Raw genomic sequence first — 22,786 nt, forward strand, 5'->3', positions numbered from 1 at the left:
CGACGCGCACGAAAAAAAAGAGAGGCGGTCCGCACTCAGGCGGACCGCCTCTTTTCATTGATGGCCGGATCGGTTCAGAGCTCGACCTGCATGCCCATTTCGACCACGCGGTTGGGCGGAATCTTGAAGAACTTGGTGCTGCGCGTGGAATTGCGCGCGAGGAAAGAAAACACCGCGCGGCGCCAGCCCGAGAGGGCCGGACGGCGCGCCGCCACGACGGTCTGGCGCGACAGGTAGAACGAGGTGCGCATCGGCTCGAGATCGATTTCCGGATAGGCCTCGGTCACCAGGCGCAGGGCCTCCGGGACATCGGGATCTTCCTTGAAGCCGTAATGGATCACCACGGTCCAGCTGGAGGCACTGATCTTCTCCACCACGAAGCGTTCGTGCGCGGCGATGTAGGGCACGTCGGCGACCTTGATGGTCAGAAAGATGACGTGCTCGTGCAGCACCTTGTTGTGCTTGAGGTTGTGCAACAGGGCCGGCGGCACGTGATCCGGATTCATGGTCATGAAGATGGCCGTGCCATGCACGCGGGCGGGCGGATAGGCTTCGAGCTGTTCCATGAACGACACGAGAGGCTGACGATCGCGCGCCTGCATCTCGGCCAGCAGATGACGGCCACGGCGCCACGTCATCATCAACGTGAATACGACGATGCCCACGACCAGCGGCAACCAACCGCCCTCATGGATCTTGAAGATATTGGCGCTGAACAACAGGATGTCGACCACCAGCAGCACGCCCAGCGCCACTAGCCACAGCACGCGCTTGGCGCCGCTGCTGCCGCGCGGCAGCACCGCGAACGCAAGCACCGAGGTGGCGAGCATGGTGCCGGTCACGGCGAAGCCATAGGCGGCCGCCAGGCTTTCGGAGTCCTGGAACAGCACCACCAGCACCAGCACGGCGCACAGGAGCAGCGCGTTGACCTGCGGCAGGTAGATCTGACCTTTCTCGATGGCCGAGGTATGCAGGATCTGCATCCGCGGCCAGAAGCCGAGCTGCACGGCCTGGCGCGTGACGGAATATGCGCCCGAGATCACGGCCTGCGAGGCCACCACGGTCGCGATCGTGGCAAGCACCACGAGTGGCACCAGCCCCCACTCGGGCGCCATCAGGAAGAACGGATTGCGAATCGCCGTGGGGTCGCGCAACAGCAGCGCGCCCTGGCCAAAATAGCAAAGCGTGAGCGCCGGCAGGACCGCGGCGAACCAGGCACGCCGGATCGCCGGCCGCCCGAAATGCCCCATGTCCGCGTACAGCGCCTCGGCGCCCGTGAGCGCGAGCACCACGGCGCCCAGCAGCAGAAAACTCATCATGGGCAGCTCGACGATGAAGCGCAGGCCCCAGATCGGATTGAGCGCCGCCAGCACCTGGGGCGCCTGCCAGATCTGCCATCCGCCCAGCACCGCCAGCGTCAGGAACCACACGCCCATGACGGGCCCGAACAGCTTGCCCATGGCGCCGGTGCCGCGCGACTGGATCACGAACAGCGCGATCAGCACGATGAGGGCCAGCGGCACGATCCAGGGGTCGAGCGTGTGGGACACGATCCCGATGCCCTCGAGCGCGGACAGCACCGAGATGGCGGGCGTGATCATGCTGTCGCCGTAGAACAGCGCCGCGCCGAAGATACCCAGCACGACGAGCAGCCAGCGCGCCTTGCCGGTGTGGCCGCGTACCGCCAGCTCGAGGAGCGCGAGCGTGCCGCCCTCGCCGCGGTTATCGGCGCGCAGCACGAGCATCACGTACTTGAACGACACCACCAGCATCAGCAGCCAGAACAGGATCGACAGCACACCCAGGATGTGGGCGGGCTCGAGGTCGGCGAAGCCGGTGAGACAGGCGCGCAGGGTATAGAGCGGGCTGGTGCCGATATCACCGTACACGACGCCGAGCGCGCCGAGCATCAGCGCGGCCTGCCGCGAAGGAACGTGCGCAGGCACGCCGGCCCCGGGCGTGACGCTGGAAGAGGTCTGGCTCATAGCAGTCGTTCTTGACGCGAGAGTTGAGTGCCCTTGCGCGGGCCGGGAAACACAACGGACAGGCGGGTGCCCGAAAACTCGGGGCGGCTTACCAACTTCCACCACGCGCCATGCGCATGGGCGATTTCTCGCACGATGGCCAGGCCCAGACCGGAGCCGTCGGCGGTGGCGCTGGGCGAACGGTAGAACGCCTCGAAGACGCGTTCGCGCTCGTCCGGCCGGATGCCGGGGCCGTCGTCTTCGACGGTCAGGGCCGGCGGGTTCTCACCGACGGTCAGGACGATGCGTCCGGCCGGCTGGCCGTAACGCAGCGCGTTGTCGATCAGATTGCCCAGCAGCTCGTCGAGCAGCAAGGGATCGCCATCGATCCAGACGGGATGCTCGGGCGCCGCGAGGTCGATCTCGACCTGCGACAGGCGCGCGTGCGGAATCCATTCGGCACCGCTGGCGCGCACCCATTCGCAGAGGTCGAGCCGCACGAAGCGGTCTTGCGGACGGGCATTGGGATCGGCCTTCGCGAGCACCAGCAACTGCTGGCCCAGGCGAATCATGCGGTCGCTCACGGCCTTAATGCGTTCGGCCCGGGCGCGCACGTCGTCGGGCAGCGGGCGGGCCAGCATGAGCTCCGATTCGAGCCGCAGGCCGCTCAGCGGCGTGCGCAATTGATGCGCCGCATGGCCGATGAAACGCCGCTGGGCCGCGAGCGATGCATCGAGGCGCAGCAGCAGATCATTGATGTGGGTGACGAGCGGCGCGATCTCGGCGGGCAAGCCGTTGACCGCCATGGCCTGCATGTCGTCGATCGAACGCAGGCGGATCTCTTCGGCCAGATGATTGACCGAGGCCAAGCCTGAGCGCACGCCCTGAATGACGACCCAGGCGAACAGCGCCACCAGCAGCACCTGCCCGACGACCATCAGCCAGAAGAAGTCTTCCAGCATCCAGACCGACATGTCGATCTTGTGGGTAATGACCCAGGTCGCGGCGAGATCCAGCAGGACGAGCAGCAGAATGGGCGGCATGAGCCGCACGACGAGATGCCGCGCGAGCGAGCCGCGCGGCAATCTGAAGCCGCTATGCATTGATGGCGGGGGCAGCGGAGTCTGCGTATCCGGCATGGGAATGTGAGGCGGTCAGGGTTGCGTGAGCATGGAGCCTGGTCCGCCGGAGGGCATCACGCCGGTTCGACGTCCAGCATGTAGCCGAAGCCGCGCACCGTCTGGATGCTGGCACCGGTGCCTTCGAGGCGCTTGCGCAGACGATAGACATAGACTTCGACGGCGTTTTCGCTGAAGTCGGCGTCCCAGGCGGACAGGGAATTGACGATCTGGCGCTTGGTGACGACGCGGCCCACGCGGGCCATCAGCATCTCGAGCACGGACAGCTCGCGCACCGACAGCGCCAGGCGATGCCCATTGGCGCGGACTTCGCGGCCGACCGTGTCGAAGACCAGCGGACCGACTTCGATCAGTGGCTGCGCCTGACCCGTGCGACGGCGGCCGAGGGCGCGTACGCGGGCGGCGAGCTCGGGCAGGTCGAACGGCTTGGTGACGTAGTCGTCGGCGCCGGCGTCCAGGCCGGCCACACGGTCGTCGAGACCATCGCGGGCGGTGAGGATCAGGACCGGGACCTGGTTGTTTTCCTGGCGTACCTGACGCAGCACCTCGAGGCCGCTCAGGCCAGGGAGGTTCAGGTCCAGCAGCAGCAGGTCGTAGGGCTGCCCCGCCAGTGCGCCCTGGACTTTGTCACCTTCGGTGAGCCAGTCGACGGCATAGCCCTGGTCGGACAAGAATTCCTGGAGCGCGTGGCCCAGGGTGGTGTCATCTTCGATTACGAGAACTCGCATGCTGCGATTCTAGCGCGAACCGGGGCCGGACACTCAACTGTCTGAGATTGTCCGGCCACCGGATGGCCGAGCGGGTCAGCGGGCCGGGGCGGGGGCGCCCGCCGCGGGAGCGCCCGCCGCGGGAGCGGCCGGTGCGCCGGCAGCGGGTGCGCCTGCCGCCGGTGCGCCGGCCGCCGGTGCGCCTGCCTCGCCAGGGGCGGTCGCGCCCGGCTGCGTGATGAAGCCGATGCGCGTCATGCCGCTGCGGCGGGCCGAGGCCATGACCTTGGCCAGGGTTTCGTAGCGCGTGTTTTGGTCCGCGCGGATACGGATCTCGGGCTGGGGCTTGTCCTGGGCGAGCGCACGGAACCGATTGGGCAGGTCGTCGAGCAGGACCGGCTTTTCATCCCAGAAAAGCGCGCCCGACGCATCGATCGCCAGATCCACCGTCTTGGGATCTTCCTGCACCTGTTCGGCGCTCACCTGCGGGATGTTGATCTTGATCGAGTGCGCGAGCAGCGGCGCGGTGATGATGAAGATCACCAGCAGCACCAGCATGACGTCGATCAACGGCACCATGTTGATCTCCGACACGGTGTGGCCGCCAGAGCCCTTATTGTCGAAGCTGCCGAAGGCCATTACTCGCTCCCACGCGCGCCGGGTTGCGTACCCTGACGACGCAGCGCACGGACCTTGCCATCGGACACGGCGACTTGCTGGCCGGTCGTGAGGAAGGCGAACAGGTCATGGGCGAATGCGTCGAGGCGCGACAGGAACACGCGGTTGTTGCGCACGAACGCGTTGTACGCCAGCACCGCCGGGATGGCAACGGCCAGACCCAGACCGGTCATGATGAGCGCTTCGCCCACCGGACCCGCGATGCGGTTGATGGTCACGCCATCCGACAGGCCGATGCCGACCAGTGCGTGATACACGCCCCACACCGTGCCGAACAGGCCGACGAACGGTGCCGTCGAGCCGACCGAGGCCAGGATCGTCAGGCCGTTTTCGAGCTTGGCGGTTTCTTCGTCCATCACCTTGCGCATGGTGCGGGTCACGAATTCGCCGTTGCTGCCGGCCTCTTCGAGCTTGGTCGCACCGTACTTGGCGTGGTGGGTCTGGGCATGGATCGCGTGGCTGGCCAGATGAGAGAACGGATCGCGCGCGCCGTGCGTGGCGATTTCGTTCTGCACCTGCTCGAGCGAGCCCGACGACCAGAACTTGTTCAGGAAGTCGGCCGAGCGCTTGCGCATGGACAGGTTCGAGAACGCCTTGACGACGATCAGGTACCAGGTGACCAGCGACATGATGATCAGGATGATGAAGAGCGTCTTGCCGACGAAGTCGCTCTGCGCGATGAAGTGCATGAACCCCATGTCGGGGGCCGGCGGCGCTGCCGGCGGCAATGCGGCGGCAGCCGCGGGCGCGGCCGACGATGCGGCGGTATTGAGCGTATCGGCGGCCTGCTGCACGGTGCCGGGCGCGGTGGCGCCCGCGGCCGGTGCGGTGGCGCCCGGCGTAGCGACGCCCGACGTGGCGGCGCCCTGCCCAGCCGGCGCGGTGGTGCCCGCCTGAGCCATCATGAAGATGGCGTTCTGGATCGCGTTGAACATCTTATTTCCTCAGTACGAAATCGAATGGGAGTTTTGCCTTGGCCGGGAGGGCCACGCCGTTACGCATCAACGGCTTGAATCGGGCCTTGCGGGCAGCGGACAGCGCGGACTCATCGAGACGCGAATAACCGGACGACGAGTCGATGGACGCCTTGTCCACCGTACCCTGCGTGTTGATCTCGACCAGCACCACGACACGGCCCTCTTCCCTCAGGCGTTGGGACGACATCGGGTACGTCGGCGCGGGGCGCGCACCCACGTACTCCACCTGCGACAGCATGATGGCCTCGTCGGGCGGCGGGCCCTGACGTGGCGCCTGCGTGACCTGCGCGCCTTCGGGCGCGCCGGTGGGCGGCGTGGGCGGGGTCTCGGGCTTCGGCTCCTGCTTGATCTCAGGCTTGGGCTGCGGTTTGGGTTGCGGCTTGGGCTTGGGTTTGGGCTTCGGCTTGGGCGCGGGCTCCGGCGGTTTCTCGATCACCGGGGGAGGCTCCGGCTCCGGTTCCGGCTCGGGCTCGATCTCGGGCTCGGGTTCCGGCTCGATCTCGGGTTCCGGCGGCGGCGGAGGCGGCTCTTCGACCGGGGGTTGGGGGGGCTCGGGCGTGGGTTCGGCCTTGGCGACCTGAGGCGTGGGCGCCTCGATCACACTGACCATCACCGCCTCGGGTTCGAGCAACACAGGGGGGCTGTCGGGGGTGGCGAAGAAAATAGCGCCAACCACCGCGGCGTGAGCCGCTACGACGAGTGTGCCGGCCCCTGCGCGCAATGCGAAAGTCACCTGCGAAGTATTCCGACCGCTTTGAACGCTAGGCATGAATCAGCCAAAATCATTGATCAATGCCGCACCGCAACACCCTCGGGGCGCGCTACGACCGTAAACACGGCACGATATATCAAATGCGAATGATTCGCAAGTTAGTTTAATAAATTGATCGTACCGCAGCGCGTCGCCGCGCGGCAAACGCGGTCTACCCGGCGCGTGGGCCGGGGCTCGAGTTCGACCAGATGCCGCTCGTCCCAGGTTTTGACAGTGCACGCGCGTCCGCCCTGCCCGCACGCGGTTTGTTCAGCGATCCGGGCACGGCGCAGCGCAAACCGCGATGAAGCGCATGGGCGAAGACGAACACGACGAAGCAAAGCGTGGCGCACGGCGTTGCGTGGCAAGCGAAGGACGAGCAACGAAAACTTGAGAGCGCCCGAACGGGCGAATGACGCACGGCGAACAAGCAAAACCCGACACGCGCGGATCACGTGGGATCGTGCGAGGGTAATACGGAGGGAGCTTGGAGATGGGTCGCGGAACCGGGACTGTGCAGTCGGGCTCGGACGCGGAGAATTTGAAACCGGGAGATTGGTGGGTGCTACAGGGGTCGAACCTGTGACCTACGCCTTGTAAGGGCGCCGCTCTACCAACTGAGCTAAGCACCCCGGGATCAAACGCGGCCCGCAGTATAGCGGACCGCATTGAAGTCGGCAAATGACGCGGATGATCTGATCGATCTGCGTCGAGCCGACGGGCACGTCATTAGTTGACGGCGTCCTTCAGGGCCTTGCCCGGACGGAACTTGGGCACCTTGGCCTTCTTGATCTTGATGGTTTCGCCGGTGCGCGGATTGCGGCCCGTGCGGGCGGCGCGCGACGAGACGGCGAAGGTGCCGAAGCCCACCAGGGTCACCGTGTTGCCCTTCTTCAGGGTCGTTTTGACGCCACCGATCAGGGCGTCAAGCGCGCGGCCGGCGGCGGCCTTCGAGATATCAGCCTTGCTGGCGATGTGATCGATGAGTTCGGTTTTGTTCATTCAGGTTTACCCCTCACAAGGTATGGCTTTCGCGGCCTTGGCGCAAAAGCTCGCGACGGCGACTGCGCAGGCCGGAGATAGAACGGACGGTGTGGAAGAAATAGTTCTTGCGCTGCAAAGCACAACTTTTTAACTGCTGCGTCGCAGTTCTCAGGGTGCCGTGAAGGGTGCCCGGATAGCTGCGACGCAGAGTGATATTAAGCCTCGCGCGTCTGCGGCTGTCAAGGGAAAACCCAGCGGGAAGCCGCGCCAATACTAGCTTTTAGAGCTTTGCGCAATAAACAAAAACGCCTAGCAAACACTCGCGCACACTTTGATGCAAGGTCCAATCTCAAGCAGAAATCGTGCGTGAGCACCACGCTCGCAGCGCACACAAAAACCTCGAGCGCGCATGACACTGGACGTGACGAGCGCCGCATGAAGCGGCGCTCGAGATGGTGCAATGCGCGCGGCGAAGCGAGGCGGATCAGGCCATCGCGCCGTTGAGCGCCTGGTCGAAATCGTGCAGCAGATCGGCTTCGTCTTCGATACCGACCGACACGCGGATCAGGCTGTCGGCGATGCCCATCTGCGCGCGCCGTTCGGCGCCCATCTCGTAATAGATGGTGTGCGCGGCGGGCAACGCGAGGCTGCGCGTGTCGCCGAGATGAGTGGCGTTGAGCACGATGTTCAGCCGGTTGAGGAAGTCGAAGCAATCGATGCCGTCGGCCAGCTCCACGCCCAGCAGGCCGCCGAAACGGCCTTTGAAGAGCTGCTTGGCGCGTGCATGCTGCGGATGGCTTTCGAGACCCGGATAGTGCACGCGCGCCACGCCGGCATGCGAGGCCAGCAGGCGCGCGAGCGCCAGGGCATTGCTGCTGTGGCGATCCATGCGCAGCGCGAGGGTTTCGGCGCCGATCGCGATGCGGTGAGCCGGCTCCGCCGCCAGCGTGCCGCCCATGTCGCGCAGACCCTTCTTCTTGATCTGCGTCAGGCCCCAGCCGGTGGACGGACCCTTTTTGTAGGCGTCGTAGATGTTGGCGTAATCCTGCCAGTCGAACAGCCCGGTGTCGGTGACGGAGCCGCCCAACGCGTGGCCGTGACCCGCGATGTATTTGGAGAGCGAGTTCATCACCAGCGACGCGCCCACATCGCGACCCTGGAACAACCAGGGCGAGGTCAGCGTGTTGTCGACCACGTACACGAGGCCGCGCTCGCGGCACAGCTCGCCGATGCCGGCGAGATCGGCCACTTGCGTGCCGGGATTGGCGATGGTTTCGGTGAACACCATGCGCGTGTTGGGACGGATCGCGGCACGCACCTGCTCGATATCCGTCGCGTCGACCGACGTGATCTCGACGCCGAGCTCGGTCAACGTGCCCAGCAGGCTGTTGGTATTGCCGAACACGAACTGACTCGACACCAGATGATCGCCACGGCGCAGCAGCGTCGTGAAGATCGCGGCCAGCGCCGCCATCCCGGTCGCAAAGCTCACCGTGCCCTTGCCGTTTTCCATGCGCGAGATCTTGGCCTCGAGCGCCGTGGTGGTGGGCGTGCCCTGGCGGGCGTACGTGAAACCCGCCTTGCCCTGGAACACCGCAGCGAGCTCATGCGCATCGGCGTAGGCGAACTCCGACGACGGGTGCATGGGCTTGTGCACGGCGCCATGCTCGACGCCTTGATCGCGGTCGGAATGAAGAATCGTGGTGGTAAAGCCGTTCTGATGCATGATGATCTGGACTCGGAGATGACGATCGGCAGCCGCGACGGCTGCCCGCGAAAAATCAGCCGCGGCGCTGGCGCACGGTCTCGTACAGGCAGACGGCGCTGGCGACACTGACGTTCAGGCTCTCGACCGAGCCCTGCATGGGGATGCGCACCAGCTCGTCGCAGGTCTCGCGCGTGAGGCGGCGCATGCCCTCCCCTTCGGCACCCATGACCCAGGCCATCGATTGCTTGGCATCGACCTGATGGATGTCGTGGTCGGCCTGATCGTCCGTGCCCACGAGCCACACGCCGCGGTCTTTGAGCTCGCGCATCGTGCGCGCCAGATTGGTGACCGTGATGTACGGAACGGTGTCGGCCGCACCGCAAGCCACGCGCTGCACCGTGGCGTTCAGGCCCACCGCGCGATCACGCGGCGCGATGACGGCATGCACGCCGGCCGCGTCGGCCGTGCGCAGGCAGGCGCCCAGATTGTGCGGATCGGTCACGCCGTCGAGCAGCAGCAGAAACGCGGGACCTTCGATCACGTCGAGCACTTCGTCGACATCGACCGCCAGCTGGCGCTCGTCGGCCAGCGCGACCACGCCCTGATGGCGCGTGCCGCGCGCGATGCCGTCGAGCCGCTCGGCCGATACGGGATGCACCCGGCAACCGGCCTTGTTTGCCTGCTCGATGAGGCTTTGCATGCGCTTGTCGCGGCGCGATGCCTCGACGTAGATTTCTTTGATGGACTCGGGCGCGTGACGCAGACGTGCGACGACCGCGTGAAAACCCGCCAGAACCTGGGCCGACGCCATGATCTCGACTACCTATATTGGAATGACTACAAACCCCGCCCGAGGTGGGCGGAACACGCCCGCCGGCGAACCGGCGGGCGTAGACGATTCCGCAATGTTACCGCGCCCGCGTCAGCGGCGGGTACGGCTCGCCTTCTTGGCCGCGCCCCCGCTGCGCGACGCGGTCTTGGGCGTCTTGGGCGGCTGGCTGGCCTTTTTGGCCTCGGCACGACGCTGCTTGGCCGTCTGGCCCTTCAGCGCTTCGGGCTTGGGCGCGGCGGCCTTCTTGACGCGGCGCGGCTCGTCGGGATTGCGACGGGCCTCTTTGCGCAGGGCGTCGAAGCTCGTGCCCTTGACCAGGCGGAACTCGATACGGCGCGCCTCGAGATCGACACGCGACACCTGGACCTGCACCTTGTCGGTGAGGCGGTAGCGCATGCCGGTGCGCTCGCCGCGCAGCTCATGCAGGCCGTCGTTGAACTGGAAGTACTCGCCGCCGAGCTCGGAGACGTGCACCAGGCCCTCGACGTGCAGCGTATCGAGCGTGACGAAGATGCCGAAGCTCGCGACCCCGGTGACGGTGCCGCTGAAGTCTTCGCCCACGCGCTCTTTGACGAACCAGGACTTGAGCCAGGCTTCGACGTCGCGCGAGGCCTCGTCGGCGCGGCGTTCGCTCGCAGACAGCAGCAGACCCAGCTTTTCCCAGATCGCGTGCTCGTGCTCGCGCTGTCCGCGGCCGATGACCAGCGGCTGGCCCTCGAGCTGCGGCACATACCGCTTGCCCTGCAGCAGCGCCTTGATCACGCGGTGCGTCAAGAGATCGGGATAGCGGCGGATCGGGGAGGTGAAATGGCCGTAGGCTGCGTAGGCGAGGCCGAAGTGGCCCATGTTGTCGGGACTGTAGACGGCCTGCTGCATCGAGCGCAGGCACATGGTCTGCAGCAGCGGGAAATCAGGACGGCCCCGCACGGAATCGAGGAACTCGCCGTAATCCTTGGCCGTGGGCGTCTCGCCACCGCCGAGCGACAGACCCATCGTGCGCAGGAAGTCGCGCAAGGCCTGCAGGCGCTCGGGCGTCGGGCCTTCGTGAATGCGGAACAGGCCCGGATGCTTGCTGCGCGCCATGAAGTCGGCGGCGCAGGTGTTGGCGGCCAGCATGCATTCTTCGATGAGCTTGTGCGCGTCGTTGCGCACCGAGGGCACGATCTGTTCGATGCGTCCCAGCTCATTGCAGACGATCTTGGTCTCGACCGTGTCGAAATCGATGGCGCCGCGCTTCTTGCGATTCTGGACCAGCAACTGGAACAGCTCGTACAGGTGCTGCACGTGCGGCATGATGGTCTTCATGGCAGCGGCGGCGGGGCCACCCGGCTGCTGCAACGCTTCCCAGATGCTGGTGTACGTGGTGCGTGCCTGCGAGTGCATCACCGCGTTGTAGAACTGATAGGCCGTGACCGAACCCGCCTTGGCGCCCGTCGCGGGGATCACCATGTCGCACACCAGCACGAGGCGGTCGACGTTGGGATTGAGCGAGCACAGGCCGTTGGAGAGCGACTCGGGCAACATCGGGATCACGCGGCGCGGGAAGTAGACGCTGGTGCCGCGCTCGAGCGCGTCGTCGTCGAGCGGCTCGCCCGGCTGCACGTAATGGCTGACGTCGGCGATGGCGACGATGAGACGCCAGCCCGGCCGCTTGCGCTGACCGGTGCCGAGATCCACCGGCTCACAGTAGACCGCATCGTCGAAGTCGCGTGCGTCTTCGCCATCGATGGTGATGAGCGGCACATCGCGCAGGTCGATACGACCCTTGAGGTCGGTCTTGCGCACGACGTCAGGCAGGCGGGCCGCCTGCTTGCGCGCGGCCTCGCTGAATTCGACCGGCACGTCGAACTTGCGCACCGCGATCTCGATCTCCATGCCGGGATCGTCGATCTCGCCCAGCACCTCGAACACCTTGCCCAGCGGCTGGGTGTGACGCGTGGGCTGCTCGATGATCTCGACGGAGACCACCTGGCCGTGCTGCGCGCCGTTGGTGTCGCTGGGGGGAATCAGGATGTCGTGCTTGATGCGCTGATCTTCGGGCACGACGATGGACAGGCCATGCTCGTGCAGGAATCGGCCCACCAGTTTGTTGGTGCGGCGCTCGATGACCTCGACGATCGTGCCCTCGGGCTTGCCCCGGTATTCACCGGAAGGCTTGACCAGCACGCGGTCGCCGTGCAGCACCTTGAGCATTTCGCGCGGCGACAGAAACAGATCCTGGCCGCCATCATCGCGCACCAGGAAACCGAAGCCGTCGCGATGGCCCTGCACACGGCCCGCCACGAAATCCAGTTTGGTCGCGAGCAGCAGCACGCCCTTGCGGTTGGGCATCAACTGACCGTCACGCTCCATCGCGCCCAGCCGGCGGTCGAAGCCCACGCGCGTGGCTTCCCGCTCGACTCCCATACGCTGCGCCAGCTCGTCAGGCGACAAAGGCGCCCCGGCCGATCGCAGTGCCCGCAAAATGTCTTCGCGAGAAGGCACATCAGGATCGAAATCGGGCGGCGCCTCGGGCATTACGGAAGTTGATCTGTTGTTATTGGAGTCGTTGTTCGATCGTTTTGCCAAAGGTGAAAATCCCGTTTATACTGCGCAGCTCTGCGGTTAGCCCAACGGCGATAACAACGTCAATAACTGCAGCAATAAAGTAGTACTGAAAGAGTGATGCTTGATGTGAAGCACAGTAGCTAGTCTACATGAGCCAATCACAAAAGAGATTGCACCACTCCTCGATCCGACGATATCGAATTGCCGAAAGACAAATCATTGAATCAATCGAGACATCAGGCCAGCGCGAAGCCCGACCCCGTGTCAGCGCCCAGCAACGCTTGATCTTTGCCCAGGTGGCGGAATTGGTAGACGCGCACGGTTCAGGTCCGTGTGCCGCAAGGTGTGGAGGTTCGAGTCCTCTCCTGGGCACCATAAATTCCCAAAGAGCCCGCATTTCTGCGGGCTCTTTGCTTTTCAGCGCCCAGGAAGCAAAGCGCCTGCGCGCTTTGCGTGAGGACGAGAAGGGCCGCGCGTGCTCGCGCGGCCGGGGTCGCGCTTGTGTGACCGAGTCCTCTCCTGGGCACCATAATTCCTCAAAAGGCCCGCAGAAATGCGGGCCTTTTGCTTTTTCAGCGCCGCCCTGCCCGATTGCGCGCGCAACCAGACGACGCCCCTACGATTTGCGGCGCGTGCCGGTCCGGTCCACGTGGTGGCGCTGGTACACATCCTCACCCATCGCCGCGATCTGCTGGGCCACGAGGCGCTCGAATGGCGCGAGCAACGCGTCGTAGCGGGATGTGCATTCGAATGCGTTCAATGCCGCGCCGATGGCCTCGATGGTCGACAGCGCACCGGCCGCATCGGCATGCCGCACCCGATATCGCGTGACGGCGCCCTCGGCCAGCGTGATCCGCGGCAGCGCCGCCAGGGCCGAGTTGTCGCGCAGAAGCGCGCGTGCATGGCGCCACGTGCCGTCCGGCACGATGAGAAGTCGCTCATGTCCGCCCGCGATCGGCGCGGCCAGGTCCTGCGCCGTCCGAGCGCCCTCGCCCGGAAACAACAGATAGCAATCGCGCTGCGGGCGTTCCCAGAGAGTGGCGTCGAAGCGGGTGCCGGTGACCAGCTCCGCATGTTCGAGCCCAAGCACAGCAAGGCGCGCCGTGTTCAGCGCATGCCGCGCTTCGTCGGGGTGCTGCAGCACCAGGACGCGCACGGCATTATCGAGAGCGGGAATGTCCGCGCACAGGCACAGAGGCACGGGGCGCAGGCAGCGGGGGCAGGCAGGACGGGACATTGAGGTTGAACGTGACGAAAGGGTCGGCGCGGCCAGGATCCGCGCCGACACCGCGTCGCGCCCTGACCGCGCAGCCGCAAGGATAAACCCCCGCCCCCGCGCCGGCCGTCGCAGCCTGACGCAATGACCGTGACGGGCCGGCCTCTTGCGCATGGAATGAAAAATTCCAGGACGGAGTTGCACAAACGAAAAAAACTGTGCATAATCTCGCTTCTGTTGATTTTGACGGCAACGCCAAAACACAGAGCCCAGGTGGCGGAATTGGTAGACGCGCACGGTTCAGGTCCGTGTGCCGCAAGGTGTGGAGGTTCGAGTCCTCTCCTGGGCACCATAAATTCCCAAAGAGCCCGCAGAAATGCGGGCTCTTTGCTTTTGTGGCGCGATAGTCGAAGCGGTTGATTCGAAGCGGTTGATTCGAAGCGGTTGAGTCGAAGCGGTCGACTCGGGTCTGCGGCTCTGAAAACGCCGCCCAGCCCTGCCAGAAAAAATATTTTCGAGAAGTCCGCGAATTCGCGTGCACGTTTTTAAAAATGTGTGCATAATTCGCCTCCTGCTGATTCGACGCGACGGCAACGCCGCAGAAGATCAACAGAGCCCAGGTGGCGGAATTGGTAGACGCGCACGGTTCAGGTCCGTGTGCCGCAAGGTGTGGAGGTTCGAGTCCTCTCCTGGGCACCATAATTCCTCAAAAGGCCCGCAGAAATGCGGGCCTTTTGCTTTTCAGCGCCCAGGAAAAAGCCCGCTCGATGCGGGCTTCGATAATGTGGCGTGGCGAAACTCAGCGCGTGAGTTCGCGCGTCATCACGACGTGCGGGATGCCCGCCTCCATGAATTCGTCGCCGTCGGCCTGAAAGCCGTGCGCCTCGTAAAAGCCTTTGGCGTGGCTCTGCGCATGCAGCACGAGCATACGATGCCCATCGCCATGGCCCTGCTCGATCAGCGCATCGAGAATCTGACCGCCGACGCCGGCGCCCCGCGCGATCTTGCGCACCGCCATGCGGCCGATATGGCCATCCGGCAGCAGACGGCCCGTACCCAGCACGCGATCGTTGGCGTCGTACGCCACGGCGTGCACGCTCACGGCATCGTCGTCGTCGAGCTCGATCTCGGGCGGCACGGCCTGTTCCTGCACGAACACCTCGAAACGCACCGCACTGGCGTCATCGCGCAGGCGGTCCCAGGTGCCCAGCACGACGCGGACTTCAGCGGGAGTGATCATGTCTCTTCCTTTGCAGCTTGGATTCATAAGGCAGCGCACATTGTCGCACTCCCGCCCGACGCCGTGCACGCCGCCCGCGCGCGCTGACAGTAGAATGGGCGCCTTCTTCCACCGCCTGCCGCGCTTCGATCGCGCGCCTGCCCGCACCCCATGTCCGCTGTCGTCAATGCCGCCTTTCCGGTATTCGCCCTGATCCTGACGGGCTGGCTGGCGGCTCGCGCGAAGATACTCGGCGAATCCGCCACGCAGGCGCTCAACCGCTACGTGGTTTACCTGTCGCTGCCGGCGCTGCTGTTTCGCGCCATGGCCAACGCGGATCTCACCCAGCTCAATCACTGGGGCTACATCGGCGCCTTCTGGGGCGGCATCTGCGTGACGTTCGTGCTGGCCTTCGTGCCGCTGACGCGCCGGGAGTCGGGCACCGCGTTCTCTGATCGAAGCCTGCAGGGCCTGGCGGGCGCCTACGCCAATGCCGGCTACATGGGCATCCCGCTGTGCCTGGCGCTGCTCGGGCCCGCCAGCCTGCCGCCCGCCATCATCGCGACCCTGTTGACCGCCTGCGCGCTGTTCGCGGCCACGATCGCCCTGATCGAATTCGACCAGCATCGCGACCGCCATTGGGCCGCCACGTTGACCAAGGTCGCACGCGCGCTGGCCCGCAACCCGCTGCTGATCGCACCGGTGACCGGCCTGGTGCTCGCGTTGGCCGGCCTGCAGGTGCCCAGCGGCATGGATCACTATCTCGAGCTGTTCGGCGCCTCGGCCAGCCCATGTGCCCTGGTCACCATCGGCCTGTTTCTCGCACAGACGCCCGCCGCCGGCGGCAATCACAGCGTCGGTCGCATGGTGCTGGCCAAGCTGCTCGTTCAGCCGGGCGTAACGGCGCTGCTGGCATTCTGGGTGTTCGACATGCCGCCGGTCTGGGCCTGGACCGCCGTACTGATGGCCGCCCTCCCGATCGGCACCGGACCTTTCATGCTTGCGCAGATGTACGGCCGTGACGCCACGCCCACGTCGCGCGCCATCCTCGTTTCCACCCTCGCCTCCGTGGTCACCGTCAGCCTGCTGGTTGCGTGGATCAGCCGGCACCCCCTCGTCTGAACGCCATGCTGCTCGCTCTCTCGCTGTTCGTCTTTACGCTGGTCCTGGTAATCTGGCAGCCGCGCGGACTGAACGTGGGATGGAGCGCATTGATCGGCGCGGGCCTGGCGCTCCTGACCGGCGCCGTGCATCTGAGCGATATCGGCGCGGTCTGGCACATCGTCTGGAACGCGACGGCCACCTTCATCGCCATCATCATCACCAGCCTGATCCTGGACGAGGCGGGCTTCTTCGAATGGGCGGCGCTGCACGTGGCCCGCTGGGGCCGCGGCAGCGGCCATCGCCTCTTCATCCTCATCGTGCTGCTGGGCGCGGCCGTGACCGCCCTGTTCGCCAACGACGGCGCCGCGCTCATCCTCACGCCCATCGTGATGGAGATGCTGCTTGCGCTGGGCTTCGGCCCGGGCGCCACGCTCGCCTTCGTGATGGCGGCGGGCTTCATCGCCGACACGGGCAGCATCCCGCTGATCGTGTCGAACCTCGTGAACATCGTGTCGGCCGATTTCTTTGGCCTGGGCTTCGGCGAATACGCGGCGGTGATGGTGCCGGTCAATGTGGCGGCCGTGCTGTCGACGCTGGCCGTGCTGTGGCTGTACTTCCGCCGCGACATCCCGGCGCGTTTCGATACCGGCAGCCTGCCGGACCCGCGCAGCGCCATTCGCGACCCGGTGACCTTCCGCGCCGGCTGGGTCGTGCTGACCCTGCTGCTCGTCGGCTTCTTCGTGCTCGAACCGCTCGGCATTCCCGTGAGCGCGATCGCCGCCGTGGGCGCGGCCGGCCTGCTGCTGGTGGCGGGCCGCCAGCATATCGTGGGCACGCGCCGCATCATGCGCGGCGCCCCGTGGCACATCGTCGTGTTCTCGCTGGGCATGTATCTGGTGGTCTATGGCCTGCACAACGCCGGGTTCACCGCGTGGCTGAGCCGCGCGCTCGCCTGGACCGCCGGCATCGACGCCGACGGCGCCGGCGGCAACGTCTGGGGCGCGGCGCTGGGCACGGGCTTCATCACGGCCCTGCTGGCCTCGATCATGAACAATCTGCCCACGGTGCTGGTGGGCGCGCTCGCTATCGCAGACGTACATACGACGGACGTCGCCGTGCGCAGCGCGATGATCTACGCCAATGTGATCGGCAGCGATCTCGGCCCCAAGATCACGCCGATCGGCAGCCTCGCCACGCTGCTGTGGCTGCACGTGCTGGCGCGCAAGGGGCTGCACATCTCGTGGGGCTATTACTTCCGCACGGGCATCGTGCTGACCCTGCCGGTGCTGTTCGTGACGCTCGCCGCCCTGGCCTTGCGCCTGCAGTTCTCCTAGGCCGCCCCTCGTCTTATTGCTTTTGGTTATGTAATTAGACGAATTCAATTCTTCACGGAATTAAGGGTTATCCCTAGACTAAAGCATCTTTCCGAGTCGGGTGCCGCCCTGCGCGCGCCCTACCTTGCCTGGAACGCGCCATGAGCACACCCGCTTCTACCCTGCCCTTTCCTTCGTCTCTCCCGCCCATTCAGATCAACCGCAAGCCGCTCTGGGTCGCGCTTGCGCTGCTGGCCGTGGGCGCGGTCTATCTGCTGCAGACGGTGAGCCTGCGGCAGAGCGCACTGTGGATCATCGGCGCCCTGCTGGGCGTGGCGCTCTACCACGCGTCGTTCGGCTTCACCCAGGCCTGGCGCGTGTTCGTGGCCGACCGGCGTGGCGCCGGCCTGCGCGCGCAGATGTTCATGCTGGCCCTCGGCGTGCTGCTGTTCTTCCCGGTGCTGTCGCAAGGCACCCTGTTCGGCCAGCCGGTGAGCGGCTTCGTGTCGCCCCCGGGCGTGTCGGTCGTGCTCGGCGCATTCCTGTTCGGTATCGGCATGCAATTGGGCGGCGGCTGCGCCTCGGGCACGCTGTTCGCCGTTGGCGGCGGCAACACCCGCATGCTCGTGACGCTGCTGTTCTTCATCATCGGCTCGGTGATCGCCACGGCGCAGTTCGACTGGTGGTCGAACCTGCCCGCGCTCGCGCCGACCTCGCTGGTCAAGTCCTGGGGGCTGGGCACCGCACTCGTGGCTAACCTCGCCGTATTCGGCTTCATTGCGTGGTTCACGACCTGGCTCGAAAAGCGCCGTCACGGCCAACTGATTTCGTTCGCGTCGCGCACCGCGCGCCCGGGCTCGTTCCTGCAGGGGCCGTGGCCGCTGCTGTGGGGCGGCGTCGCGCTGGTGCTGCTCAACTTCGCCACCCTCGCGCTGGCCGGGCGCCCGTGGGGCATTACGTCGGCCTTCGCACTGTGGGGCGCCAAGGCCTACGACGCCGTCGGCGGCGACGTCGCCACCTGGAGCTATTGGGTCAAGCAGCAGGCCTCGCTCAACGCGCCGCTGCGCCAGGACGTGACGACCGTGATGGACATCGGCCTGATGCTCGGTGCCCTGGCCGCAGCCGCAGCGGCGGGCAAGTTCGCGCCGATCTGGAAGGTGCCGGCACGCTCGCTCGTCGGCGCGGTGGTCGGCGGCCTGCTGCTGGGTTACGGCGCGCGCCTCGCCTTCGGCTGCAACATCGGCGCGTACTTCAGCGGCATCCTGTCGGGCAGCCTGCACGCCTGGATGTGGCTCCCGGCCGCATTCGCGGGCAGCGCCCTCGGCGTGCAGCTGCGCCCGCTGTTCGGCCTGGCCGTGGAAAAAACGCCTCCCGCCGCCAGCTGCTGAGCGCTACCGGCTCTGCTACCCACAAGCCCGGCGCCGCCGGGCTTTTTTGCATCCGGGCGGCCCCCGCGCATGGCGCACCCGGCGAGGGCCTCTGTTATGGTGAAGCCCCCTGCCGCACGAGGAGAACAACCATGGACAGGCTGTTTGGCCGCTACACCGCTTTTGCCTTGATCGTGATTGCCGCCGTGGTGACTGCCGCGCTGGGCTTCCGTGGCGCCTGGGGATGGTTTTGGGCCGCCCTGCCGCTCGCCGCGCTGAGCGTGCTCGGCGTCTACGACCTGGTGCAGACGCGCCATGCCATCCGGCGCAACTACCCCGTGATCGGCAACCTGCGCTTTCTGTTCGAATTCATCCGCCCGGAAATCCGTCAGTACTTCCTGGAAGACGACACCAATGCCGCGCCGTTCTCGCGCGCGCAACGCTCCATCGTGTATCAGCGCGCCAAACAGGATATCGACAAGCGCCCGTTCGGCACGCAGGAAGATGTGTACGGCGACCGATACGAGTGGATCAACCATTCGCTCACGCCCGCGGCCATCGAGGATCCCGATTTCCGCGTGATGGTGGGCGGTCCGGACTGTACCCAGCCCTACTCAATGTCGGCGTTCAATATCTCGGCGATGAGCTTTGGCGCGCTGTCGGCGAACGCGGTGCTGGCGCTCAACGAGGGCGCCCGCACCGGCAACTTCGCGCACGACACCGGCGAAGGCGGGATCAGCCGCTACCACCGTGAACCCGGTGGCGCGCTCGTCTGGAACATCGGCTCCGGCTACTTCGGCTGCCGCGATGCGCACGGCAATTTTTCCGACGAGGCTTTCGTGCGCAACGCCACGTTGCCGCAAGTGAAGATGATCGAGATCAAGCTGTCGCAAGGCGCGAAGCCCGGGCATGGCGGCATTCTGCCGGCCGGCAAGGTCACGCCGGAGATCGCCGAGGCGCGCGGCGTTGCAGCCTGGCAGGACTGCAACTCACCGTCCAGTCACAGCGCCTTCGACACGCCGATCAGTCTGCTGCATTTCGTGGCGAAGCTGCGCAAGCTGTCCGGCGGCAAACCGGTCGGCTTCAAGTTCTGCATGGGGCATCCCTGGGAATGGTTCGCCATCGTCAAGGCCATGCTCGAGACCAACATCACGCCCGACTTCATCGTGGTCGACGGCGCGGAAGGCGGCACCGGCGCGGCGCCGGTGGAGTTCGTCGACCACGTGGGCACGCCGCTGCGCGAGGCGCTGCGTCTGGTGCACAACACCTTGATCGGTGTGAACCTGCGCGACCGCATCCGCATCGGCGCCTCGGGCAAGATCATCACCGCCTTCGACATGGCGCGCGTGATGGCGATGGGCGCCGACTGGTGCAACGCCGCGCGGGGCTTCATGTTCGCGATCGGCTGTATCCAGGCGCAGGCCTGCCATACCGGCAAGTGCCCCACCGGGGTCACCACCCAGGATCCGCTGCGTCAACGCGCGCTGGTCGTGCCGGACAAGGCGCAGCGTGTGATGCACTTCCATCGCAACACGCTGCATGCGCTGGCCGAGCTGCTGCAGGCGGCCGGGCTCACGCATCCCAGCCAGCTGCGGCCGCACCATATTGCGCGCCGCGTGTCCTCGTCGGAAGTGCGGCTGCTGTCCGCGCTGTTTCCCGAGCTGGCGCCCGGCGAATTGCTGCGCGGCGAATTCCGCCACAACGTGTTTTTGGTGGGCTGGACGATGGCGCGCGCGGATTCTTTCGCACCCGCGACCGACATCACGTCGGCCCTCGCCCAGGCGCATCAGCCGGCCTCGGCGCCGATCCGCCCCGACCTGCCGGCCCCCTCGCCCGCCTAGGGCTTGCCGCAGGGCTTGCGCACGTCGATCCGCGGCCCCGGGCCGCGGATCGCGTTTTCAGAGCCAGCGCTCGAACATGCGCGAGAAGAATTCTTTGAAACGGTCGTCGGCCGCTCGCTCTCGCCAGGTCTGCGGGTCGATACGCACGGAGGCGGCGACGTCTTCGCGGAACAGCGCCTCCATCTCTGCGCCGAATCCCGGCCCGAGGATCACCGCGTTCAGCTCATAGTTGATCGCGAAGCTGCGCCAGTCCATGTTGCTCGAGCCCACGGTGGACCACACACCATCCACGACGGCCGTCTTGGCATGCAGCAGCGCGTCGCGGCGCTCGTAGATCTGCACCCCCGCCTCGAGCAAGTCCTGATAGTGGGACCGCCCCGCATGAAACACGAGACCCGAGTCACTGAAGCCCGGCAGCACGAGGATCACCTCGACGCCGCGCTGCGCCGCCTGCGCCAGCGCCCGAATGAATGCCGGATCGGGCACGAAGTAGGCCATGGTGATGTGAATGGATTTCTGGGCGCTTTCGAACGCCGACATCAAGGTCAGATAGACCGCATAGCCATCCTCGGTATCGTCGGGGTCGTTGGCCAGGATGCGCACGGACAGATCGCCCTGACGCGGCACGATGCGGATAAAGCGGTCGCCCTCCAGCGGCGGGCCCTTTTGCGCGGCCCAGGCATCCAGAATGACCTCTTCGATTTCGGCCACGGCGGGACCGCGGATCTCGATATGCGTATCGCGCCACGGCATGCTCGAAGCATCCGGTTGCGGGCCATCCGCACCGGCCCCACTGGCGCCGCGGCCGCTTCCGCCCCCACTGCGCCCGCTTCCACCACTGCTTCCGCGCGAACTCGACGAATAGACGCTGCTGACGTTGATACCGCCGAGAAACCCGACCTCGCCGTCCACGACCAGCAGTTTGCGATGGTTGCGTTGATTGATCGACCATCCTGCCCGCGCGGCGACGGGGTTGACCGGATTGAACACGACGACTTGCACGCCGGCGTCGCGCATCCGCGCGAAGAGCGCATCAGGCGTACTGATCGTGCCGACGGCGTCGACCATGACGGCGACGCTCGCCCCGCGTTGGCGCGCGGCGATCAGCGCATCGGCAAACCGGCGCCCTTCCTCGTCGTCTTCGAAAATGTACGTCTCCATATGGACGTACCGCTCGGCGCGCGCAATCGCCGCCAGCATGGCCTTGTACGTCGCGGGGCCGTCCGCCAGCAGCTTGACGCCATTGCCGTCGACCAGCGGCGCGCCGCTGATGGCCTGCTCCACCGCGAGGTGGCGCGCCATGAACGACGCCTCGTCACCCTTGCCGCCCTTGGAAGAGGACGCGACACGCGCGGCGATGTCATGGCCGCGCTGATAACTATCCCAACCCGAATCGGCGGAGAGGCCCGCCTGCGCCCGCCGCTCGCTCAGGGCCTCGGGCCCCGGCACGCTGGCGCAGCCGGCGGCGAGCAACAAGGAACCTACCGCCAGCCATTGCGCGACCCGGCGCATCAGCCATCCACGCTCGCACCCGCCCGCGGGCGCCACCAATGCGACAGGGCTCATTCAGGGCTGCCATTGAGTATGATGCGCCGTCGCCGGCTTGCTGGTCACCATGCGGCGACCCGGCTCACGTTCTGCCCAACGGCCCGCGCGCCAGCGGCCGCGTTCGCGCTGAATATGTTGGCCCCCCGCGTCGCGCAACAGGGTGACCGCGCCGAGCTCGGCGCCCGGCTCCGACTGCACGGCCAGCAGCACCACGCGCTCGGCGAGCGCTTCGTCCTCGTCCTCGGCCGTCAGCGCACGCCGCAGGCCGGTCAGGACCCAGACCGTGCCCGCGAGGGCGCCCAGATACGCACCGAGCGCCGCACCCATGACGAGCGCCATGCTGCCCGGATCTTGCAGGGTCAACATGGCCAGCGCGCCCAGGATGGCGCCCAAAGTCGCAAGCGCAGCCGCGCTCGCCACGGCGCCGTAGCGCGCAGCGGGAGAACTGAGATCGGGTCCACCGGTGCGCCGCTGTCGCGACCCCTTCGGTGGATCTTCATACAGGATGCTGATCGCATCTTCCCGATACCCATCCGCCAACAGGGCATGTGCCGCGCTGCGTGCCGATGGGACGCTGTCAAACCGTGCGACGACGATTGTGGTCATGGTTCGCCTCCTGGCTCAGAGTCAGACTAGGCTAGGCGCCTCTATGACCTTATTCTCGTCCCGTCACTTTTTGCTGTCCTCAGGTTTGGCAACCAGCCGTAAAGCAGTATTTCTGCCGCAACCAATTCTTCACAGTGGCCGGGCCCGCACACGGTTGCACGAGGCAAAAGCGGCGACGCGACAGATCCGCCCTGACCACGGGGTTTTGCCATTCGTAAAAGTCCATTGCTGCGCGCGGGCCTCGCCTTGACACCCCGCGCCCGCCCGCACGCACAATAGCCCTTC

The 22,786-nt window shown here is 66.1% G+C and carries 18 protein-coding genes and 4 tRNA genes; 7 read left to right on the forward strand and 15 right to left on the reverse strand.

Going from position 1 to position 22,786, the window contains the following annotated elements; genetic code table 11:
* Positions 1-74: 74 nt before the first annotated feature.
* From CEK29_RS15685 to rnr, 11 genes are all read right to left on the reverse strand, one after another.
* The gene (locus CEK29_RS15685) at positions 75-1,985 is read right to left on the reverse strand and encodes a potassium transporter Kup (protein ID WP_094858641.1); all 1,911 of its coding nucleotides are present in this window, start codon (positions 1,983-1,985) and stop codon (positions 75-77) included.
* Positions 1,982-3,067 carry a sensor histidine kinase gene (locus CEK29_RS15690; RefSeq protein WP_094801943.1) on the reverse strand — a complete coding sequence of 362 codons (1,086 nt, stop codon included), beginning with the start codon at positions 3,065-3,067 and terminating at the stop codon, positions 1,982-1,984. The genes CEK29_RS15685 and CEK29_RS15690 overlap by 4 nt, the downstream gene beginning before the upstream one ends.
* Positions 3,068-3,159: 92 nt before the next feature.
* The gene (locus tag CEK29_RS15695) at positions 3,160-3,831 is read right to left on the reverse strand and encodes a response regulator transcription factor (RefSeq protein WP_094801945.1); all 672 of its coding nucleotides are present in this window, start codon (positions 3,829-3,831) and stop codon (positions 3,160-3,162) included.
* A gap of 75 nt (positions 3,832-3,906) precedes the next feature.
* On the reverse strand, positions 3,907-4,449 hold the full coding sequence (locus tag CEK29_RS15700) for an ExbD/TolR family protein (protein ID WP_094801947.1): 543 nt from the start codon (positions 4,447-4,449) through the stop codon (positions 3,907-3,909).
* Complete coding sequence (locus CEK29_RS15705) at positions 4,449-5,423, reverse strand: MotA/TolQ/ExbB proton channel family protein (RefSeq protein ID WP_094801949.1); 975 nt, start codon at positions 5,421-5,423, stop codon at positions 4,449-4,451. The genes CEK29_RS15700 and CEK29_RS15705 overlap by 1 nt, the downstream gene beginning before the upstream one ends.
* Before the next feature lies 1 nt (position 5,424).
* Positions 5,425-6,234 carry an energy transducer TonB gene (locus CEK29_RS15710; RefSeq protein ID WP_094858642.1) on the reverse strand — a complete coding sequence of 270 codons (810 nt, stop codon included), beginning with the start codon at positions 6,232-6,234 and terminating at the stop codon, positions 5,425-5,427.
* Between the two features lie 538 nt (positions 6,235-6,772).
* Positions 6,773-6,848: transfer RNA gene (locus tag CEK29_RS15715), tRNA-Val, on the reverse strand.
* A gap of 97 nt (positions 6,849-6,945) precedes the next feature.
* The gene (locus CEK29_RS15720) at positions 6,946-7,218 is read right to left on the reverse strand and encodes an HU family DNA-binding protein (RefSeq protein ID WP_094801953.1); all 273 of its coding nucleotides are present in this window, start codon (positions 7,216-7,218) and stop codon (positions 6,946-6,948) included.
* 466 nt (positions 7,219-7,684) lie between these two features.
* On the reverse strand, positions 7,685-8,926 hold the full coding sequence (locus CEK29_RS15725) for a cystathionine gamma-synthase family protein (RefSeq protein ID WP_094858643.1): 1,242 nt from the start codon (positions 8,924-8,926) through the stop codon (positions 7,685-7,687).
* Positions 8,927-8,981: 55 nt separating this feature from the next.
* On the reverse strand, positions 8,982-9,719 hold the full coding sequence (rlmB, locus tag CEK29_RS15730) for a 23S rRNA (guanosine(2251)-2'-O)-methyltransferase RlmB (protein WP_094801956.1): 738 nt from the start codon (positions 9,717-9,719) through the stop codon (positions 8,982-8,984).
* 111 nt (positions 9,720-9,830) lie between these two features.
* Entirely contained in the window at positions 9,831-12,257 is a 2,427-nt protein-coding gene (gene rnr, locus CEK29_RS15735; protein WP_170948514.1) for a ribonuclease R, read from the reverse strand.
* A gap of 320 nt (positions 12,258-12,577) precedes the next feature.
* Between rnr and CEK29_RS15740 the strand changes: the two genes are divergently transcribed.
* Positions 12,578-12,662, forward strand: a tRNA-Leu gene (locus CEK29_RS15740).
* A 241-nt stretch (positions 12,663-12,903) separates the two neighbouring features.
* Here the strand turns inward: CEK29_RS15740 and CEK29_RS15745 are convergent.
* Positions 12,904-13,524, reverse strand: coding sequence for a tRNA-uridine aminocarboxypropyltransferase (locus tag CEK29_RS15745; RefSeq protein ID WP_094858644.1), 621 nt, complete (start codon positions 13,522-13,524; stop codon positions 12,904-12,906).
* Between the two features lie 246 nt (positions 13,525-13,770).
* Between CEK29_RS15745 and CEK29_RS15750 the strand changes: the two genes are divergently transcribed.
* A tRNA-Leu gene (locus CEK29_RS15750) sits at positions 13,771-13,855 on the forward strand.
* 262 nt (positions 13,856-14,117) lie between these two features.
* Positions 14,118-14,202: transfer RNA gene (locus tag CEK29_RS15755), tRNA-Leu, on the forward strand.
* A 100-nt stretch (positions 14,203-14,302) separates the two neighbouring features.
* Here the strand turns inward: CEK29_RS15755 and CEK29_RS15760 are convergent.
* Positions 14,303-14,743 carry a GNAT family N-acetyltransferase gene (locus CEK29_RS15760; protein WP_094801962.1) on the reverse strand — a complete coding sequence of 147 codons (441 nt, stop codon included), beginning with the start codon at positions 14,741-14,743 and terminating at the stop codon, positions 14,303-14,305.
* A 150-nt stretch (positions 14,744-14,893) separates the two neighbouring features.
* Between CEK29_RS15760 and CEK29_RS15765 the strand changes: the two genes are divergently transcribed.
* From CEK29_RS15765 to CEK29_RS15780, 4 genes are all read left to right on the forward strand, one after another.
* The gene (locus CEK29_RS15765; RefSeq protein ID WP_094858645.1) at positions 14,894-15,844 is read left to right on the forward strand and encodes an AEC family transporter; all 951 of its coding nucleotides are present in this window, start codon (positions 14,894-14,896) and stop codon (positions 15,842-15,844) included.
* 5 nt (positions 15,845-15,849) lie between these two features.
* Positions 15,850-17,160 carry an arsenic transporter gene (locus CEK29_RS15770; RefSeq protein ID WP_094858646.1) on the forward strand — a complete coding sequence of 437 codons (1,311 nt, stop codon included), beginning with the start codon at positions 15,850-15,852 and terminating at the stop codon, positions 17,158-17,160.
* Between the two features lie 140 nt (positions 17,161-17,300).
* On the forward strand, positions 17,301-18,527 hold the full coding sequence (locus tag CEK29_RS15775; RefSeq protein WP_094858647.1) for a YeeE/YedE family protein: 1,227 nt from the start codon (positions 17,301-17,303) through the stop codon (positions 18,525-18,527).
* A 131-nt stretch (positions 18,528-18,658) separates the two neighbouring features.
* Complete coding sequence (locus CEK29_RS15780; protein WP_094858648.1) at positions 18,659-20,347, forward strand: FMN-binding glutamate synthase family protein; 1,689 nt, start codon at positions 18,659-18,661, stop codon at positions 20,345-20,347.
* A 57-nt stretch (positions 20,348-20,404) separates the two neighbouring features.
* Here CEK29_RS15780 and CEK29_RS15785 read toward each other — a convergent pair whose 3' ends face one another.
* A complete protein-coding gene (locus CEK29_RS15785; RefSeq protein ID WP_255176174.1) occupies positions 20,405-21,859 on the reverse strand; it encodes a phospholipase D-like domain-containing protein in 1,455 nt (484 codons plus the stop codon).
* Positions 21,860-21,913: 54 nt separating this feature from the next.
* Entirely contained in the window at positions 21,914-22,501 is a 588-nt protein-coding gene (locus CEK29_RS23720; protein WP_094801973.1) for a hypothetical protein, read from the reverse strand.
* Positions 22,502-22,786 lie beyond the last annotated feature (285 nt).

This window comes from Bordetella genomosp. 5 (assembly GCF_002261475.1).
GTDB lineage: Bacteria > Pseudomonadota > Gammaproteobacteria > Burkholderiales > Burkholderiaceae_B > Bordetella.

Coding starts and splice junctions, on each gene's coding strand:
- CEK29_RS15685 (WP_094858641.1), bottom strand. CDS start 1,985: ATGAGCCAGACCTCTTCCAGCGTCACGCCCGGGGCCGGCGTGCCTGCG.
- CEK29_RS15690 (WP_094801943.1), bottom strand. CDS start 3,067: ATGCATAGCGGCTTCAGATTGCCGCGCGGCTCGCTCGCGCGGCATCTC.
- CEK29_RS15695 (WP_094801945.1), bottom strand. CDS start 3,831: ATGCGAGTTCTCGTAATCGAAGATGACACCACCCTGGGCCACGCGCTC.
- CEK29_RS15700 (WP_094801947.1), bottom strand. CDS start 4,449: ATGGCCTTCGGCAGCTTCGACAATAAGGGCTCTGGCGGCCACACCGTG.
- CEK29_RS15705 (WP_094801949.1), bottom strand. CDS start 5,423: ATGTTCAACGCGATCCAGAACGCCATCTTCATGATGGCTCAGGCGGGC.
- CEK29_RS15710 (WP_094858642.1), bottom strand. CDS start 6,234: ATGCCTAGCGTTCAAAGCGGTCGGAATACTTCGCAGGTGACTTTCGCA.
- CEK29_RS15720 (WP_094801953.1), bottom strand. CDS start 7,218: ATGAACAAAACCGAACTCATCGATCACATCGCCAGCAAGGCTGATATC.
- CEK29_RS15725 (WP_094858643.1), bottom strand. CDS start 8,926: ATGCATCAGAACGGCTTTACCACCACGATTCTTCATTCCGACCGCGAT.
- rlmB (WP_094801956.1), bottom strand. CDS start 9,719: ATGGCGTCGGCCCAGGTTCTGGCGGGTTTTCACGCGGTCGTCGCACGT.
- rnr (WP_170948514.1), bottom strand. CDS start 12,257: ATGCCCGAGGCGCCGCCCGATTTCGATCCTGATGTGCCTTCTCGCGAA.
- CEK29_RS15745 (WP_094858644.1), bottom strand. CDS start 13,524: ATGTCCCGTCCTGCCTGCCCCCGCTGCCTGCGCCCCGTGCCTCTGTGC.
- CEK29_RS15760 (WP_094801962.1), bottom strand. CDS start 14,743: ATGATCACTCCCGCTGAAGTCCGCGTCGTGCTGGGCACCTGGGACCGC.
- CEK29_RS15765 (WP_094858645.1), top strand. CDS start 14,894: ATGTCCGCTGTCGTCAATGCCGCCTTTCCGGTATTCGCCCTGATCCTG.
- CEK29_RS15770 (WP_094858646.1), top strand. CDS start 15,850: ATGCTGCTCGCTCTCTCGCTGTTCGTCTTTACGCTGGTCCTGGTAATC.
- CEK29_RS15775 (WP_094858647.1), top strand. CDS start 17,301: ATGAGCACACCCGCTTCTACCCTGCCCTTTCCTTCGTCTCTCCCGCCC.
- CEK29_RS15780 (WP_094858648.1), top strand. CDS start 18,659: ATGGACAGGCTGTTTGGCCGCTACACCGCTTTTGCCTTGATCGTGATT.
- CEK29_RS15785 (WP_255176174.1), bottom strand. CDS start 21,859: ATGCGCCGGGTCGCGCAATGGCTGGCGGTAGGTTCCTTGTTGCTCGCC.
- CEK29_RS23720 (WP_094801973.1), bottom strand. CDS start 22,501: ATGACCACAATCGTCGTCGCACGGTTTGACAGCGTCCCATCGGCACGC.